Below are 17,813 nucleotides of genomic sequence, written 5' to 3'. Positions count from 1 at the left end.
CCGTGCGATCTCTCGCCCGTCAGCTTCTACGGATTACCGAGGGTATGCGCGACATTTCGCGGCCTATTTGTCATTCACTCGTGCCCATGAACGATGGTGAATCTCGCCGTTCCGGGAGCTGGTCGCGATTTCTCTCCATGCGAACCATCGCCGAGCTCTGAGCTAGATTTCGAGGAACTTCTGTGTCTTATCGTGTCCTGGTGGTGCAGCCGGCGTTCTCCGCGAACGCCTATGTCGCTCATGCCCGTTCTCTCGGTTGGGACGTCCTGGTGGCCTCCCTCGAAGGCGAAGGCCGCAGAGTCGCCGAAGCCGTGCGATCTCTCGCCACAGAGATCATCACGGTGGACACCAATGACAACGCTGCCCTGGAGGCGGCTGTCGTTGAGGCTCACCAGCGGAACGCCATTCATGCCGTTGTCGCCGGCGGCGAATACTACGTGCCGGCCGCGGCACAGTTGTCCGCCCGGCTCGGTCTTCCCGGCCTGACCCCCGCTGCCGTTGTCCAGGTCCGGCACAAGGCGAGAATGCGCGAGGCGGTGGCCGCGGCCGGCCTGGAGGTGCCGAAGTTCACCGTGGTCCGCGATCTGACGGACATCGAAGAAGCGTGTGCGTACGTGGGCTTCCCCGCCGTCATCAAGCCGGTCGATTCCGGCGGTAGCGTCCATGTGTCGCGCGTCGACACCCCGGAAGAGGTACGCGCGGCGGTGGCCGCGATGCACGCCGAAGAAGGACTCGAGTTCGACCGGGCACTGACGACCGACGCGATCCTCGAGCAGTACGTGCCCGGTACGGAGTACAGCGCCGACGGTTATGTGCGCGACGGCGAAGTGGTCGTCGTGGCAGTGACGCGAAAGCTGCTCGGCCCCGAGCCGCGATTCCTGGAGCTCGGGCATCTCACGCCGGCCCCGCTCGACGAACCCATCCGTCATGACCTGGCGTCGTACGCTTCGGACGTCGTCAAGGCAGTCGGGATCACGACAGGGCCGTTCCACTGCGAGCTGCGACTCAGCGATGGCCGCCCGGTCCTCATGGAGATCGCCGCGCGCCTGCCCGGTGACAAGATCACCGACCTCATGGAGATGGCCACCGGCCTGGTGCTGCCGGGAAGAGTCCTCGCGGATATCACCGGCTCTGATCCCGTGAGTGCGGGGGCACACCGGGAACCTGTCGCCAAGGCGGCCGGGATTCGCTTTCTGACAGCGGGCGGAGCGGGTTCGTACGCGCGGCTCGACGGCTGGGACGAACTGACGGCCGAGCCGTGGGTGGTGGCGAGCCCGGTCCTCATTGAACCGGGCGCCGGGATCAAGACGGATGAAGCGGACTACAGCTGCCGGATCGCCGCCGTCGTCTTCACAGCGGATTCCCCTGAAGAGGCCCACGAACGCTGGTCCGAGATCGGTGACCGCGTGCGCGTGCTCGGCGCCTGACATGGAAGGGAAAACCAATATGGACGCTCTGCGCTTTCACTGGTGCTCGCCCCCCGACACGGGGCAGGCGACGCCGACGGATACGTACAAGATCGGCGCGCTCGACATGGGTGAAGTCATCGACTTCGTCCAGGAGGCCGAAGAACTCGGCGTCGACAGCCTGCTGTTCGGGATATCCAACTACCTGCCCGATCCGCTCCCGGTGCTCGGTGCTCTCTCGCAGGTGACGGAACGCGTGAAGTTCATGCTCGCCTACCGACCGGGCCTGATGTCGCCGACCCTCTTCGCGCAGGTCGTCAACACCCTGTCCTGGATGACGGACGGGCGTATCTCCCTCAACATCGTTTCCGGAATCTCGCCGGCGGAGCAGGCCGGTTATGGCGATTTCCTCAGCCATGACGAGAGGTACGCGCGGTGCAACGAGTTCCTTGAGGTCATTCGGGGTCTCTGGGAAGGCGAGTCGCCGCTGAGCTACGACGGGCAGCACTACACCGTCAAGGACGCGGCGCTGGGACTCGGCCACAAGGGCGGCGGAAGGCCCGAGATCTACATCAGCGGAGCGTCCGCCGTGGCACAGCAGACGGCGCTGGCCTCCGGTGACTGCTGGCTGCGTTACGGAGACACCCCTGAGGGGATCGCTCAGGCGAGCCGGCCGCTCATCGAAGGCGGGCGCCGGGTGGGCACCCGCATGCACGTGCTGGCCCGGGCCACTCGCGAAGAGGCGGTGGCGGAGCTCGCCCACCTCATGCGCAATCCGGATGAGGACCACGAGGCGTGGATCCGTCAGTGGGTGAACACGACCGACTCCGAAGCGGTGAAGTCCTCCTACCGGCTGGCGGAGGGTGCGACCGACGAATGGCTGTCGCCCTACATCTGGACCGGTGCCGTTGCGTACCGCGGCGGTCCGGCGCTGTGCATTGTCGGCAGCTATGAAGAAGTGGCCCAGTACGTCCACAGCTACAAGGCCGCGGGCATCAGCGAGTTCATCTTCTCCGGATGGCCGACCCGGGACGAGATGCGGAACTTCTTCACTCATGTCGTCCCCCTGATCCGGCGCCTCGAGGAGCAGTCGTCATGAGCGAGCAGGGTGACCGGGAGCTTCTGCTCGTCGGCGTCGGATTCATGGGTCGGCCGTACGTGGCGGCCGCCCGGCGACTGGGCCTGCGCGTACGCGCCATCGAGGCGCACGACTGGGCCGGTGCGATCGAGGATCTGGTCGATGCCGTCGAGCCCAGCCAGGGCAGGTACGGCTCGCTGGACGAACTGTGGGCCGAGACCGTCCACGCTGCCGTGGAGGCAAGCCGGCCGACCGGAATCTTCGGGTTCACCGAGTCGCACGTCCTCGGGGCGGCCATGGCTCAGGACCGGTTCGGTCTGCCCGGACCGTCACTCCAGGCTGCCGTGATCTCGCGGAACAAGGCACTGCAGCGCGGACGCTTCCGCGCCCACGGGATCGGCCAGCCCGAGTACCTCCTCACGAACGACCTGTCGGAATCGGCGGACTGGGCCGGCGCTCGCCTCCCTGTGGTGGTGAAGCCGCTGTCGTCGGCCGGCAGCGAAGGCGTCGAGCTGGTGGCCGACGCCGCCGCCTTCGAGAGTGCCGCGCTGCGGCGGGCCTCGGAGCGGCCGTTGCTGGTGGAAAGCGCGCTCGAAGGACCTGAGTACAGCTGGGAAGCCCTGGTTCGTGACGGCGAGATCTGGTTCGCGAACGTGACCGCCAAGACCACGACGGGCGCGCCCAACTTCGTCGAACTCGAGCATCGGGCCGCAGCGCCCCTGGCGGCGCCGGACGCCGAGCGCGTCGCCGAACTCGGCCGATCCGTCCTCTCGGCCATCGGGATGCGTACCGGAATCGTCCATCTGGAGTTCCGGATGACGAGTTCAGGGCCTGCGGTGATGGAGGTCGCGGTCCGCACGCCCGGCGACTACATCATGGAGCTGTGCTCCCTGACGTACGGGATCGACTGGCACGAGATGGTGGTGCGGCTCGCCGTCGGTGCCGAACTGCCACCGCCGCCGGAGGGGCCGGTGCGGCACGCGGCCAGCCTCTTCGTGGTCTCCGACCCCGGCGAGGTGGTCGCCCTCGACGGCCTGGACGCGGTCCGGAACCACCCTGCCGTCGTGGACGCCGCGTTCAAGGTGGCGGTCGGCGACACCGTCGGACGGACCTCCTCCTCCCTGCAGCGGACCGCGTACGCGGTGCTCGCCGCGGATTCGCCCGAGGACCTCGAAGAAGCAATCGAGTTCACCCGGCGAACCCTTTCGATCAAGACGGTTCCCGTGGCGGCTGAGGAGTAACCCATGCACATTGTTGTCGTCAATCGCTGGCCGAGGTTCCGTGACGGGCACCGCTGGGACTTTTCGCTCGGCCGCTTCGAGGAGCTCATCGACCATGAGCGGCATCGCGTCAGTTACGTGGTCGACCCGGTCGGCGCCACCGGCGTCCTCGCGGATCCCTCGCAGATCGCCGGACTCGTCGAGATCGGAGATGTCAACGACTTCGAGGCGCTCTGCGGAGCGGTTCGGGAGATCGCGGATCAGGTAGGCCCGGTCGATCAGCTCATCGCCGTGTCCGAATTCACGCTCGGCATAGCGGCTGAGGTCCGCGAGGCACTTGGCATCCCCGGCCCGCGCCCTGAGGATGTGGCGGTCTACCGCAACAAGCTGAGGATGAAGGAGTTGGTTGCGGAGGCCGGCATACGCGTGCCTCTCTTCGCTTCCTGTGAAACTGCGGAGTCCGCGGTGACGTTCGCTCGGACGACCGGGTTCCCGCTGATACTCAAGCCGGTGTCCGGGGCGGCGAGCATGGGAGTGCACCGCGTCGACGACGAAGGCACGCTCACGACGCTGCTGGGGCAGATCGATACCGGCGACTACGAACTCGAGGAGTTCATCGACGGGACCATCTACCACGTGGACGGGTTCGCGGGCGAAGATTCGCAGATCCCGTTCATGGCGGTGTCTCGCTACATCAATGACTGCCTGTCCTTCGAGGCCGGCGGGCAGCCGCTTGGTTCGGTCGTCGTTGAAGCGTCCGCGTTGCGGAGCCGCATAGAAGAGTTCGCGCAGCGGTGCATGTCGGCTCTGGGAATGACCTCCATGCCGTTCCACCTTGAACTCTTCGTCACTCCGGACGGAGACCTGGTCTTCCTGGAGATCGCAGGCCGCATCGGCGGAGCCGAGGTGCCGTATCTCACGGACAAGCTCTTCGGAGTCAATCTTTTCCAGGTCTGGCTCGACGCACTCTGCGAGGGGCGGGTGACGCTCCCGCCCAAGACAGGCGATCCGTCGGGCGGCTGGCTGATCATCCCGAAACCGGAAGGGCTACCGGCACGGGTCGTCACGGTGACCCCTATGCGCGAGGCTTTCGCGACGATCTGGCGAGAGCTGGTACCGAGCCCAGGTGAAGTCCTGCTTCCGGGGGGCAGCTATGACGCGGTGCACAGCGGGCGGTTCATCCTGATCGGGGATGAGGCGACCGTGGAAGAAGACATTCGGAAGATTATCGCCGGTTTCCATATCGAAACGGTCCCGGTGTCTGAGTGACAAGTCTCGCGCCGAGCGGCGGCCGGCGGAGCAAGAGGGAGCACCCAATCTGATGACCACGCGATCACGGCTGCACCAAAGGCTTTTCGCCTGCGGTGTTCTCCTCGGAATCGTCGCAGAGCAGATGATCTTGTTCGCCGTGCCTCTGCTTATCTTTCAGGACACCAAAGACGTATCTGCTCTCGGATTCGCTTATGTAATCGAGTGGCTTCCGGCCCTGCTTGCGTATCCGTTCGCTGGACTCCTCGCCGATCGGGACGGCGGCGCACGGCTGTTCCGCTTCGTTACCGCCGGCCGGGCCGTCGTCCTTGGCGGCGCCCTCGTCGGTTGTCTGGCCGCCCCTTCCTTGCTGACGCCGATCTTGATGACCTCCGGGGCGCTGCTTTCCCTCTTGATGGCGCCGGTACGGATGTCGGTCGAAAAGGTGGTGCCGCAACTGGCCAAGGGTACGGAGCTGGCGAAAATTCAGGGCCTGGTCCAGAGCATGGAGGTGTCGGCGATGGCCGTCGGCCCCGCCCTGGCCATGCTGGGCGTGGCCTTCATCGACAAGATCTGGCTCCTGGGCGGCGCCTCGGCAATCTTCCTCGCGGCGGCGGCCTGCTGGCTACCGCTGCCTCGCGGGCTGCGGTCGCCCAGCAGCGGTGGAGCGCGAGAGACGCTTGCCGAGCTCGGCCTGGGCTGGTCACTCCTGGGACGCAGCAGGCCGCTCGTCCTGCTGGCCGCCCTCAACTTCTCGATCAATCTGGTCTTCGCCACGGTGCTCAGTGCCAATGCCGCACTTGTCACGGGCGTGTTCCACGCCCCCGAATCAACGTTTGCCTTGCTCAACATCTGCGTCGGCGTACTTGGAATCATCAATCTCCTGGTGATCCCGTTCTTGCTCAGATACGTCGACGTTCGGATGCTCGGAGTCTTCGGCCTCGCTCTTCTCTGCGTTTGCCTGCTGCTTATTGGGTTCGCTTCCTCAATGCTGCTGTATGGTGCGGCATTCGTCGCGGCGATGCTCGGCGTGACGTACTTCAACGTTTTCAATCGAACGCAACGGATCAAGGTCCTGCCACAGGAGCACCTGGGCAAGGTGATGGGGCCGTTCTATCTGCTCAACATGCTGGCCCTGCCCATCGCCGGTCTTCTCGTAGCCGGTTTCGGATCCAGCGTGGGCCCGCAACGGCTTGTCGCCGTACTGGCGATAGCCCTCACCGGATTCGGCGCGATCATGCTGCCGTTGACGGTACGTGCTTTCGCTCGCGCAATTGCCGCTCGAGAGCTGTCTCTCGTGGACGCGAACGCAGGGTAGTGACAATAAAGTCATGACAATGATCTATCCAGAATCGAAACACCAGCTGCTCCGAGGAGCAACTTGATGGACGTGGGTTCCGCACGGTTCAGCGAACTCTTCGGCTCGTTCCCGACCCCGATTGCGATTGTCACGGCAACGGATGGAGAAGGCGAGCCGTTCGGTTTCACCAGTAACGCGGTTTGCGCTGTGTCGGCAGCGACGCAGATGCTGCTCATCTCCGTGGGCAAGGGGTCCCGCACTTTGCCGGCGATCATGTCGTCGCAGGCATTTGCGGTGAACTTCCTTTCTGCATCCGGGCGGGCAGCCTCACAGGTATTCGCGAGCAAGGCCACGGACAAGTTCGCGAATTTGAAATGGCAGCCTTCAGTCATCGCGGAAGGCGCGCCGCTGCTCCTCGATATCGCCCTGAGCTATGCGGAATGCAGGGTTGAGAATGCGATCGAGGTGAGTGACCATTGGCTCTTCATCGCCCGGGTGGAAGGCACCGGAGTCTTCCCTCGCGAACCATTGCTTTATCGTAGGGGCGAATACGGCGTCTGGTCGCTGCAGAATGCCGACGCAGAAGAATTGTCGGCCATTTAAAAGGGCATCGGCTATCGCCTGTCGATAATTCAAACAGAAAGGCATTGCATGGATATCGGAGCCGTAGACCACGTCGAGTTCTACGTCGGGGACGCCCAGCAGTCTGCGTTCTACCTCTGCACCGCGTTCGGCTTCCGCATATGTGGGCAGGCCGGCCCCGAGACCGGGCAGGCCGACCACCGCTCGCTGCTGCTGCGCCAGGGCGGTATCGAGATCGTTCTCACCTCTGCCCTGAGACCCACCCACCCCGCAGCGTCCTATGTCACGCAGCACGGCGACGGCGTCGCCAACATCGCATTCGAGGTCACCGACGCGGCCAAGGCGTTCGCGACGGCGGTGGAGCGGGGTGCCACCCCGGTCGAGCAGCCCGTCGTCCACAGCAAGGACGGCACCGAGGTGGTCACCGCCTCGGTCCTGGGCTTCGGGGACGTGGCGCACCGGTTCGTCCAGCGGACGGGAGACCGCGAGCAGTTCCTGCCCGGCGTGATGGACATCATCGCTCCCGATCCCGACGAGGGTGAGCACCTCCTGAGCACCGTGGACCACGCGGCGATCTGCTTGCCCGCGGGCCGGCTCCGTCCCACGGTCGCCTTCTACGAGAAGGTCTTCGGCTTCTCCCAGATCTTCGAGGAGTTCATCGAGGTCGGCAGCCAGGCCATGGACTCCAAGGTGGTGCAGAGCCCGTCCGGGAAGGTGACCTTCACGCTGATCGAGCCGGTGACCGACCGAGAGCCCGGCCAGATCGACACCTTCCTGGCCCGCCACGGCGGCGCCGGCGTGCAGCACCTGGCACTGCTGTGCGACGACATCGTGGGCACCGTACAGACCTTTGAGAACCGGGGCGTCAAGTTCCTGCAGACGCCGAATTCCTACTACGACCAGCTTCAGGAACGCTTCGCGCGCCTGAATCTCCAGGTCGAGGACCTGCGCCGGACCAACGTACTGATCGACGAGGACCACTGGGGCCAGGTGTTCCAGATCTTCACCCAGTCCCAGCACGTACGGAAGACGTACTTCTGGGAGGTCATCGACCGGCACGGCGCCCGCACCTTCGGCAGCGGCAACATCAAGGCGCTCTATGAGGCGGTGGCCCGCGAGAAGGCCCCTTCCTGACCCGGGTACTCGCGCATCTCGTCCATCGGCCTACGTACTTGTGAGGAAGACCATGACCGTTCAAGACTCCCGGACTTTCGCCCTGACCGACGAGGAACTCAGCCTCCTCCCGTCCGACGATGACGTCGCCTTCTACGCCGAGCACGGCTGGTACCTGTCGAAGAAGCTCTTCACCGACGACGAGACAGAGCAGCTGGAGGCCGCCGGCGAGCGCTTCTACGCCGGCCATCGTGACCGAACGCTGCCGGTCCGCCCACCCAAGCTGGCGTACTGGGAGCCGGAGCACGGTCCTGTTCAGCGGCACAACGACTACATCCACTACGAGGACGACACCATCGGCCGCATCCTGCGCAAGCCGCTGCTGGGTGCTGTGGCAGCACGGCTTGCCCAGGCCGAGCAGATACGGGTGTTCCAGTCGACCCTCATCTACAAGCCGCCGGTGGCGCAGGAGCAGTCGAACATCGTGCCCTGGCACTTCGACCGGCACTACTGGGCCACTTCCACCTCCGAGCGAATGCTGACGGCGTTCATCCCCTTCCACGACTGCAGTGAGGAGATGGGCACCATCACGATGGTCGACGGTAGCCACCTGTGGAAGGAGATGTCCGAGAACGACAGCACCTCTCTCCACTTCGCCGAGCGCGACCGCACCGAGCTGGACAAGATGCTCGAGGAGAACGCCGCCTTCAACGGAGTCGAAGTCCACAAGATCCCGGTCTTCATACCGAAGGGGCACGTGAACTTCCACCACTGCCTTACCTATCACGGCAGCGGTGCCAACGTCAGTGACCGTCCGCGTCGGGCCATCTCGTTCCACCTGCAGGACGGCGAGAACCGGTACCGCGAGTTCTTCCGCTCGGACGGCACCCAGGTCTCCTACAACCACGACGTGCTCGTTCGACGCACCGCCGAAGGCACTCCGGACTACAGCGACCCCGAGTTTCTCCCCCTTCTGTGGAGCAACCACTGATGCGTAGTGCCGCAGTGGTCGGAACCGGCCTGATCGGTACATCGATCGCCCTGGCCCTTCGGGGCCGGGGCGTGACCACGTATCTGATCGACACGAACCCGGAAGCGGCGCGCATGGCTGCCGATCTCGGGGCCGGTATCGCAGGAAGACCTCGTGAACCGGTCGATCTCGCGATCATCGCGGTGCCACCGCAGTACGTCGCGGCGGCGCTCAAGGAGCATCAACTGCAGGAGCTCGCACATGACTTCACGGATGCGGCGAGCGTCAAGGAATCGCCCCAGCGGGAGGCGGCCGCGGCCGGCTGCGACCTGACTCGCTTCGTCGGGGGGCATCCCATGGGTGGCCGGGAGCAGTCCGGGCCATTGGCGGCGAGGGACGACCTGTTCCAGGGACGGCCCTGGGTGCTCACCCCCTCCCCGCAGACTCGGGCACAGACCGTCGAGCGCGCGGAGAAGCTGGCCGAGTTGTGCGGAGCCCGGCCGGTCGTGATGGCCCATGCGGAGCACGACCGGGCGGTCGCGCTCACCTCCCACACCCCTCATCTGGTTTCGAGCCTGCTTGCGGCACGTCTGCTGCACGGCGACCAGTCCCAGCTGGGGCTCGCGGGACAAGGACTCCAGGACGTGACCCGCCTCGCCGGAGGTAGCGTCGAGCTGTGGACCGACATCCTCGGCTCGAATGCCGTGGCCGTCGCCGACGTCCTCGCAGAGTTCGCACACGACGTGCACCTGGTGGTCGACGCCCTGCGGGTGTTGGGCACCGCCCGGGAGCCGGAACAGCGGCGTGCCTCTACGGACCGGCTCTCGACGGCCCTGCTCCGCGGTGTACAGGGCCGGGCTCGGATCCCCGCACGTAGCACGGGCGGACTCAGCTTGAGCACGGCCTACGCGACCGCACCGAGAGGGGTCTGAACGGTGACTCAAGCTGCTCCGCCGCTCCCGCATGCACTGTCGCTTGCCGAGCTGCACGGATCGCTCAGTGACCCGGTCCTCGATGCGATGAACTTCCTCAACGAGGTCGTCGGCCGTTTTCCGGACGCCATCTCCTTCGCTCCTGGCCGGCCGACGGAAGGCGACTTCGAACCGGAGGACCTCGCACGTCATCTGCTCATGTACACCACGTACTTGGAGAAGGAACTCGGCTGGTCACGTGATCAAGTAAGAACCCAGCTGTTCCAGTACGGCCGTACCAACGGCATCATCCACGAGCTGATCGCCAGGACGGTCGCGAACGACGAGGGAATTCAGGTCCCGCCGGCAGCGATCGTGGTGACGACCGGTTGCCAGGAGGCCATGCTCCTCACCCTGCGGGCGCTCTTCGCCCGACCTGAGGACACTCTGCTGGTCAGCTCGCCGTGCTACGTGGGCATCACGGGTGTGGCCCGGCTCCTGGGCATCCGGGTGCGCCCCGTGCCCGAAGGCCCCACCGGACCCGACCCGGAAGCCGTGCTGGCGGCTGTCCGTGCCGGCAGGGAGGCCGGTGAACGCCCTCGGGCCTTCTATGTGGTCCCGGACTTCGCCAACCCGTCAGGAGCGAGCATGAGCCTCGCGGCCCGAGAGCGTCTGCTGGAGGTGGTCGCAGACGAGGACCTGCTCATACTGGAGGACGACCCTTATGGGTTCTTCGTCCGGATCGGATCGGCCCGCCCGACGCTGAAGGCCCTCGACCACTGCCGACGCGTGGTGCATCTGGGTTCCTTCGCCAAGACGGCGCTGCCCGGAGCCCGTGTGGGCTACGTCATCGCCGACCAGGAGGTCATCGGTCCGGCCGGCCGGCGCTCTCTGCTCTCAGACGAGCTGTCGAAGATCAAGAGCATGACCACGGTCAACACCTCGGCCGTCAGCCAGGCCGTCATCGGCGGAATGCTCATCGAGAGCGACTGCCGACTCCGCGAGGCGAACTCCCGGGCCATCGCCTACTACCGCACGAACATGGACACGCTGCTCGACGAGTTGGAGCGGCACTTCCCCGCGAAACGCCAGGCCGAGCTCGGCATCTCCTGGAATCGTCCGGACGGTGGCTTCTTCGTCGTCGTCAATGTCCCCTTCGCCGCCGACCACAATGCCCTGGAGCTCTCCGCACGCGCCTTCGGCGTGCTGTGGACCCCGATGTGCGACTTCCATGTGGACGGTGGTGGCACCCACCAGCTGCGTCTCTCGTGCAGTGCTCAGAGCCCGGAAGTGATCACCGAGGGCATTACGAGGTTGGCCGCCTTCATCACCGCGCAGATCACCGACACAACCGCCTAGTGGCGGGTGACTGAAACCTGTTTACCGTACGGAGAACGGAGAAAATGAGGTGCTGACGCTGCACACGTACGAGGCAGCGGCCAAGGAGCGGTTGCCGGGACCGGTATGGGACTTCCTTGCAGGCGGCAGCGGCACCGAGTCGATGCTGACGGCGGGGCGAGAAGCTTTGGACCGCATTCAGTTGCGGCCGCGTTGTCTCGTCGATGTCTCCCGCTGCGACTCCCGCACTGATCTGCTGGGTACGGAGCTCGCGGCTCCGTTGGGCATTGCCCCCATGGCTTACCATCAGCTCGCCCACCCTGAGGGCGAGGTGGCAACGGCGCGAGCTGCAGGCGACGTCGGCGCACTGCTCACAGTCAGCATGTTCGCGAGCCGGACTCTCGAGGACATCGCTGCTTCGGCGAGTGGCCCCTTGTGGCTCCAGCTCTACTGGCTCAAGCGCCGTGAGCTGATGACAGACCTGATCCGCCGGGCCGAGTCCGCCGGCTACCGCGCGTTGGTACTGACGGTCGATGCACCCAGGGTCGCGTTTCGCCCGCGGGATGCCGTCAACGGGTTCGCAGTTCCTCCTGGCATTCGAGCGGTCAACTTGTCTCCGGAGGTCATGGCTGCTTCCCACGGGAGCCGGGACGGGGAATCGGCTATTGCAAGACACTCGATGGAGCAGTTCGATCCCTCAATAACCTGGGAGGACCTCGCCTGGCTGCATGGAGTGACGTCCTTGCCGGTGGTGTTGAAGGGCGTGCTTACAGGAGAGGATGCCGCGCTAGCTGTCAAGAATGGTATTTCAGGACTGATCGTCTCCAACCATGGTGGTCGGCAGCTTGATTTCTCCAGGAGTGCTCCGGAGTGTCTTACGGAGATTGTGGATGCCGTGGACGGAAGATGCCAGGTAATTCTCGACGGGTCGATCCGGCATGGTGCCGACATAGCCAAGGCCCTGTGCATGGGTGCGGACGCGGTAATGATCGGGCGTCCGGCTCTGTGGGGTCTTTCTCATTCTGGCGCCGAGGGGGTTGCAGGGGTCTTGCGACTGCTCATCGACGAGCTTGAGGAGGTTATGGCCTTGATGGGCTCGCCGACCGTAGCCGATTTCGGGCGGTCTGGAGTCTCATATCCTATGTGTGGCCATCTCTTTCCACGCTGATGCCCGCCAGGGCCTGCCGGGCCACGTACGCGTCGTGCCGGACGCGCGTGAAGGGCACGCGGGGCGCCTCGCAGCCGCACCGGCAGCCGCGCAGCGCGTTCCAGCGTTGGTGCCACTGGTGCCACTGGTGCCCCGGGCCGCCGACCGCTGCGGCTGCTCAGGCGCGCCTGCCGCACCGGGTCCATGGCCGTCGAGCGGGCCGTGCACCGGCGAACTCACGGCGCTCGGTGAAGCGGACCAGAGCTGCTGAGGCTCCCGCCCTGGCGGCACCATGCCCCGCCGGCACGACCGGACGGCGGGCCGTCGCCGGCACCTCCGCACCGCGTGCGATCTGGGAGGGTGACGGCGCGTCCGCACGCACCGTGTCGAACTGCAACGGCGGAGCGGCGCTGGCGCTGTGGGATTGCGACTTCGATGTTCCGGGAGACGGCCACGAAGACGGCCCACAGGCGCTCGCTCCGCGGTCCTGAACGCCTTCCGCATCATTTCCGGCACCGCTTCGGGACTCCGGCCCGCGCTGCCCCCTGGGTGACCGGGGTACATCGACGCCGGATCGATCACCTGGTGCGACTCCTTGCGGGACCCGGCTCAACGCGCCCTGGGCGGCGAGAGCGACCATGAGCGAAGAGCCGGTCGGCATGTCCGGCAGGCAGTCCTTACGGACCTGTGACGGCCCGGCGCGGGTCAGGGGCGGATCGTGATCCGCGCCGTAGCGTCGGTGACATGCGAGTACTCCTTACTGGGGGCGCGGGCTTCATCGGTGCGCAGGTCGTGGCCGCCCTTGTCGCGCGCGGCCACGATCCGATCGTCCTTGATGCCCTGCTCCCCTCGGTCCATCCCGTTTCCCCGCTGATGGCGGCCGATGCCGACTGGGTCCACGGGGACATCAGGGACCGCGAGCTCCTTGCACGGGCGCTGCACGGCGTGGACGCGGTGTGCCATCAGGCGGCGATGGTCGGCCTCGGCAAGGACTTTGCCGACGCACCCAAGTACGTCTCCTGCAATGACCTGGGCACGGCGGTACTGCTCGCGGCCATGGCGGAGGCCGGGGTCCGCGATCTGGTGCTGGCCTCGTCGATGGTCGTGTACGGCGAAGGCCGCTACGACTGTCCGGTCCACGGCCGGGTCCGGCCCGGCCCGCGGCCGGTCGCGGCGCTCGAGGCGGGCCGGTTCGAGCCCGAGTGCCCCGTCTGCGGGCATGAACTGGCTCCCGGGCTGGTGGAGGAGGACGCCCCCGCCGATCCGCGCAATGTGTACGCGACGACCAAGCTCGCCCAGGAACATCTCGCGGCGGCCTGGGCTCGGTCCACGGGCGGCAGGGCCGTGGCTCTGCGCTACCACAACGTGTACGGACCGGGGATGCCGCGCGACACCCCGTACGCGGGCGTGGCGTCATTCTTCCGCTCGGCGCTGGAGCGCGGCGAGGCGCCACGCGTCTTCGAGGACGGGCGCCAGCGGCGGGACTTCGTGCATGTACGGGATGTCGCGGGCGCCAATGTGCTGGCGCTGGAGGCGGTGGGCGGCCGCGAGCCCGGCGTGCTGACGGCGTACAACACGGGCAGCGGAACACCGCACACGGTGGGGGACATGGCGGCCGAGCTGGCTTCTGCGCACGGCGGTCCGGCACCGGTGGTGACAGGGGAGTTCCGGCTCGGCGACGTACGCCACATCACCGCCGACTCGCGCCGCCTGAAGGCCGAGCTGAGCTGGAAGCCGGTGGTCGACTTCACGGCGGGCATGGCGGAGTTCGCGACGGCGGGACTGAGAGGTGCGGACGCGTGAGCGTGACGGTGGATGTGATCCTGCCGTGTCTGGACGAGGCGGAGGCGCTCCCCTGGGTCCTGGAACGGATTCCGGCCGGGTGGAGGGCGGTTGTCGTCGACAACGGTTCGACCGACGGGTCCGCTGACCTTGCACGGTCGCTGGGCGCGACGGTGGTGCACGAACCGCGCCGCGGTTTCGGCGCGGCCTGCCACGCGGGCCTGCTGGCCGGCGATGCGGAGTACGTCTGTTTCTGCGACTGCGACGCCTCGCTGGACCCCGGGCTGCTGCCGGACCTCGTACGACGGGTCGCGGACGGTGAGACGGACCTGGTCCTGGGCCGGCGACGGCCACAGGCACCGGGTGCATGGCCTCTGCATGCCCGCGCCGGAAATCTGGTGCTGGCGCGCATGCTGCGCCGCCGCACCGGGCTGTCGCTCCGGGACCTCGGCCCGATGCGGGCGGCGCGCCGCAAGGACCTGCTGGGCCTCGGCCTCACGGACCGGCGCAGCGGCTATCCGCTGCAGATGGTCGTCCGGGCAGCTGACGCGGGCTGGCGGGTGACCGAGCTGGACGTGCCCTATCTGCCCAGGACCGGCAGGTCGAAGGTGACCGGGACCTGGCGGGGCACGTGGCAGACGGTCCACGACATGCGGGCGGTGCTGGCGAAAACGCCCTTGAAGGAGACAGCATGACCACGCTGCTCGTCATCGCGAAGGAACCCGTGCCGGGACGGGTCAAGACGCGGCTCACCCCCCGGTACACGCCCCAACAAGCCGCCGCGCTGGCCGAGGCGGCACTGGCCGACACTCTGGAGGCGGTGCAGGCCACCGCTGCGGCGAGGCACGTACTGGTGCTCGACGGAGTGCCGGGCGCCTGGCTGCCGGCCGGGATCGACGTCGTACCGCAGGTCGCTGGTGGGCTGGACGAGCGGCTGGCCGCCGCGTTCGCGGCCTGCTCGGGACCCGCCCTGCTGATCGGCATGGACACCCCGCAGGTGACACCCGCACTGCTCGCCCAAGGGCTGGAACTCACCAGGAGCGGGGCCGTGATCGGGCCCGCTGAGGATGGTGGCTTCTGGGCGCTGGGCCTGGCCGAGCCCGATCCGGGGCTGTTGTTGGGTGTGCCCATGTCCGTGCCGGAGACCGGGGCCGTCCAACGGCGGCGTCTGATCGATGCGGGCCTGACGGTGCGCGATCTTCCCCAGCTGCGGGACGTCGACACACCCGACGACGCACGTCAGGTGGCGGCCGAAACGCCGGGCCGTCGCTTCGCCGCGGCAGTGGCGCGGCTGACCGGGGCGGGGGCTCGATGACGACGACGGTCCCCATGGGAACGACCTCTGGCACGGCGTGGCGGGCCGATCCCTACACAGCCGCGCTGCGCACCGGCCGCGGCCCGCTGTTCCTGCGTCGCCCGGACGGCTGGCTGTTGCCTCTGGAGGTCGAACGCTGGTGCGCGGCCCCGGACGCGGCGGATCTGACCGTGCTGGACCGCTGCCGGGGGCCTGTCCTGGACATCGGCTGCGGTCCTGGCCGACTGGTGGCCGCGCTGGCCGAGCTGGGCCGGTCGACCCTGGGGGTGGACGTCAGTCCGGCGGCCGTCGCCCGCACCGTGGGCTCGGGCGGCAGCGCGCTGTGCCGGTCGGTCTTCGATCCGCTGCCCAGGGAGGGCAGCTGGGGTACGGCGCTGCTCATCGACGGCAACATCGGCATCGGCGGCGACCCTCGTGCCCTGCTGTCGCGGGTTGCCCAACTCGTCGCCCCGGACGGCCTGCTGATAGCCGAGGCGGCTCCGGTGGACGTCGACGAGCGGGTCGACGTCCGTGTCGTGGACGGCGAGGGGGCCCCCGGCGCGGCTTTCCCGTGGGCCCGGTTGGGCTTGCCCGCGCTCCTCGTCTGCGCCACTGAGTCAGGCTGGAGCCACGTCGTGCCGTGGACGGTCGCCGGGCGCACATTTGCGGCCCTGTCCCACGGGTGACGGCCGCCGAAAGACGCACCCACGACCGGCGAAGATCTACCTGCCGTCTCCGGCATCCTCGTCGCTGTTCACCCGGGCCCCCTCACGGCGGGAACGTCGGCGCACCGGCCACGCGGCCAGTGCCCGGGCGGCCCGGGGCAGGATCAGCACGGCGGCCGCCAGAGCTGCGACGACGCCCAGGGCCACCAGCCAGTTGCGCAGGTAGTCCAGAGGCAATGCGGACGGGTTCGTCGGGGCACCCGGGCGCAGCAGCGGCGGCAGGGCGATCAGGGTCAGCGCACCGCAGACGATCAGCGCCGCCCGGAGCGCGCCGCGCGCGGGCAGGGCCGCCAGCACGAAGCCCACCGCCAGGACCAGCGGCGCGATGAGTCCGTCGTGGAGGACGATCGCCCCTCCCAGCCAGACCACGACCTCCCACGGATCCCGCACGCCGCCCGCGCCGAACAGCAGCCAGGCGCCGAAGCCCATCACCGCGACGCCGACCGCGCCCACCACGAACCGCAGCATCAGAGCACCTCCAGCCGGGTGACCCACTTGGTCTGGAGAACGCCGGGGCGGTTCGGGGCGATGACGCGGGCCGGGAACCCGTGATCCAGGGAGAGGATCTCGCCGTTGAGCCGCAGCGCGAGCAGGGTCAGCGGGTCGCGTGCGTAGCCGCGGCCCATCTCCATGATCCGGTACGCCCCGCGCTTCTCCAGGGACACCACGCGCAGCAGCGCCCCGGGCGGGGCACCCGCCCGGTCCAGCAGGTCCTGGATCCGTACGCCCGTCCACTCGGCCGATTTGCTCCAGCCCTCGACGCAGGCGATGGGCAGGGTCACGGTGTGCTGGGGCATGGCCCGCAGCTGGTCCAGGCCGAGCTCGTACGGTCGGGGCCCGGCCACCGACAGCCGCCATTGGCCCGCCGAGACCCCGGCAGCGAGCCCGGCCGCCGCCGCGGTGCGGTTGACCGGGAGGCCCTGCGGGCCGTGATCCGGGTGGCGCGGTGCCAGCAGGTCGAAACGCTTCAGCGGGGTGATCGACTGCCCCACCGTGACGACGGTGACCGCGCCGACGGCTGCCGCGACGCCCGCCAGGAACGACCGCCGGTCCGGCCCGTCCTCCGCCGGGAGCTCCAGAGTCCCGGGCGAGCGACGGGTCCAGTGCGCCTTGATCTCCGGGACCTTGACCGCGATGTGCAGCAGCAGGGCGCCCACCAGTACCCAGGCCACCGCGAAGTGCACAGGGACGAAGGAGAACGGCCACGGGTACCACTGGAAGGTGTTCAAGAGCCCGCTGAACAGCTGGAACACGGCCGCTGCCACCAGCACCGCCACCGACAGTCGCTCCAGCGCGTGCCGGAGGGAGCGGGTCGGCGGCCACACGAACAACCGCGGGTACACGGTCCACAGCTTCGCCATCAGCAGCGGGATCGCCGCGGTTCCGCTTGCCACGTGCAGCCCCTGGGTCAGCCGGTAGCCCCAGACCGGGCGCGGCGGCAGCAGCGGCTGCAGCCAGTCCGGCGGCTTCTGCAGAAAGTGGCTGATCACCCCGGTCAGGAAGCACACCGCAATCGCGACACCCAGCCAGCGGCCGACGGCCGTCGCGGTACGCGGATCATGCAGCCGACCTTTGAAGGACGGCAACCACGCCCCGACGGACGGTGCTCGCCCCGTGAACCCGTGCAGCCGGTCCTTGAGGGATGTCACGGCACCGCGCGTCAGCCCCGTTGGTCGCAGTCTCATGTCTCCATCACACC

The 17,813-nt window shown here is 67.5% G+C and carries 17 protein-coding genes; 15 read left to right on the top strand and 2 right to left on the bottom strand.

What is annotated here, in order from left to right; all coding sequences use genetic code 11:
• Positions 1-182 precede the first annotated feature (182 nt).
• The 15 genes from ACFYWI_RS11380 to ACFYWI_RS11310 all read left to right on the top strand — a co-directional run bounded on the left by ACFYWI_RS11380 (position 183) and on the right by ACFYWI_RS11310 (position 16,075).
• Entirely contained in the window at positions 183-1,427 is a 1,245-nt protein-coding gene (locus ACFYWI_RS11380) for an ATP-grasp domain-containing protein (protein WP_389228888.1), read from the top strand.
• A gap of 19 nt (positions 1,428-1,446) precedes the next feature.
• The gene (locus ACFYWI_RS11375; protein ID WP_389228885.1) at positions 1,447-2,505 is read left to right on the top strand and encodes an LLM class flavin-dependent oxidoreductase; all 1,059 of its coding nucleotides are present in this window, start codon (positions 1,447-1,449) and stop codon (positions 2,503-2,505) included.
• Entirely contained in the window at positions 2,502-3,725 is a 1,224-nt protein-coding gene (locus tag ACFYWI_RS11370; RefSeq protein ID WP_389228882.1) for an ATP-grasp domain-containing protein, read from the top strand. Before ACFYWI_RS11375 ends, ACFYWI_RS11370 begins: the two co-directional genes overlap by 4 nt.
• A gap of 3 nt (positions 3,726-3,728) precedes the next feature.
• Positions 3,729-4,973 carry an acetyl-CoA carboxylase biotin carboxylase subunit family protein gene (locus ACFYWI_RS11365; protein WP_389228879.1) on the top strand — a complete coding sequence of 415 codons (1,245 nt, stop codon included), beginning with the start codon at positions 3,729-3,731 and terminating at the stop codon, positions 4,971-4,973.
• Between the two features lie 52 nt (positions 4,974-5,025).
• Positions 5,026-6,270 (top strand): MFS transporter, encoded by a 1,245-nt coding sequence (locus ACFYWI_RS11360; protein WP_389228876.1) that lies wholly within the window; start codon positions 5,026-5,028, stop codon positions 6,268-6,270.
• Between the two features lie 66 nt (positions 6,271-6,336).
• Positions 6,337-6,855, top strand: a complete 519-nt coding sequence (locus tag ACFYWI_RS11355) for a flavin reductase family protein (protein ID WP_389228873.1) — start codon at positions 6,337-6,339, stop codon at positions 6,853-6,855.
• 48 nt (positions 6,856-6,903) lie between these two features.
• Entirely contained in the window at positions 6,904-7,968 is a 1,065-nt protein-coding gene (gene hppD, locus ACFYWI_RS11350; protein ID WP_389228870.1) for a 4-hydroxyphenylpyruvate dioxygenase, read from the top strand.
• Positions 7,969-8,020: 52 nt separating this feature from the next.
• Positions 8,021-8,938, top strand: coding sequence for a phytanoyl-CoA dioxygenase family protein (locus tag ACFYWI_RS11345; protein WP_389228867.1), 918 nt, complete (start codon positions 8,021-8,023; stop codon positions 8,936-8,938).
• A complete protein-coding gene (locus ACFYWI_RS11340) occupies positions 8,938-9,849 on the top strand; it encodes a prephenate dehydrogenase (protein WP_389228864.1) in 912 nt (303 codons plus the stop codon). Before ACFYWI_RS11345 ends, ACFYWI_RS11340 begins: the two co-directional genes overlap by 1 nt.
• A 3-nt stretch (positions 9,850-9,852) precedes the next feature.
• Complete coding sequence (locus ACFYWI_RS11335; protein WP_389228861.1) at positions 9,853-11,187, top strand: PLP-dependent aminotransferase family protein; 1,335 nt, start codon at positions 9,853-9,855, stop codon at positions 11,185-11,187.
• A 49-nt stretch (positions 11,188-11,236) separates the two neighbouring features.
• Positions 11,237-12,334: an alpha-hydroxy acid oxidase gene (locus ACFYWI_RS11330; RefSeq protein WP_389228858.1), complete on the top strand. Its 1,098-nt coding sequence runs from the start codon at positions 11,237-11,239 to the stop codon at positions 12,332-12,334.
• A 723-nt stretch (positions 12,335-13,057) separates the two neighbouring features.
• Positions 13,058-14,116 carry an NAD-dependent epimerase/dehydratase family protein gene (locus ACFYWI_RS11325; protein ID WP_389228855.1) on the top strand — a complete coding sequence of 353 codons (1,059 nt, stop codon included), beginning with the start codon at positions 13,058-13,060 and terminating at the stop codon, positions 14,114-14,116.
• Positions 14,113-14,790, top strand: a complete 678-nt coding sequence (locus ACFYWI_RS11320) for a glycosyltransferase family 2 protein (protein ID WP_389228852.1) — start codon at positions 14,113-14,115, stop codon at positions 14,788-14,790. Before ACFYWI_RS11325 ends, ACFYWI_RS11320 begins: the two co-directional genes overlap by 4 nt.
• Entirely contained in the window at positions 14,787-15,410 is a 624-nt protein-coding gene (locus tag ACFYWI_RS11315; RefSeq protein WP_389228849.1) for a DUF2064 domain-containing protein, read from the top strand. Before ACFYWI_RS11320 ends, ACFYWI_RS11315 begins: the two co-directional genes overlap by 4 nt.
• A 14-nt stretch (positions 15,411-15,424) precedes the next feature.
• Positions 15,425-16,075 carry a methyltransferase domain-containing protein gene (locus tag ACFYWI_RS11310; protein ID WP_389228846.1) on the top strand — a complete coding sequence of 217 codons (651 nt, stop codon included), beginning with the start codon at positions 15,425-15,427 and terminating at the stop codon, positions 16,073-16,075.
• Between the two features lie 36 nt (positions 16,076-16,111).
• Here ACFYWI_RS11310 and ACFYWI_RS11305 read toward each other — a convergent pair whose 3' ends face one another.
• Positions 16,112-16,582 carry a hypothetical protein gene (locus tag ACFYWI_RS11305; RefSeq protein ID WP_389228843.1) on the bottom strand — a complete coding sequence of 157 codons (471 nt, stop codon included), beginning with the start codon at positions 16,580-16,582 and terminating at the stop codon, positions 16,112-16,114.
• Complete coding sequence (locus ACFYWI_RS11300; RefSeq protein WP_389228840.1) at positions 16,582-17,799, bottom strand: molybdopterin-dependent oxidoreductase; 1,218 nt, start codon at positions 17,797-17,799, stop codon at positions 16,582-16,584. The genes ACFYWI_RS11305 and ACFYWI_RS11300 overlap by 1 nt, the downstream gene beginning before the upstream one ends.
• Between the last annotated feature and the right edge of the window lie 14 nt (positions 17,800-17,813).

The organism is Streptomyces sp. NPDC002889, assembly GCF_042888425.1.
In the GTDB taxonomy this organism is placed as follows: domain Bacteria; phylum Actinomycetota; class Actinomycetes; order Streptomycetales; family Streptomycetaceae; genus Streptomyces.
Note: the sequence above shows the minus strand (reverse complement) of the source record. Positions and strands in the feature narration are given on the sequence as shown.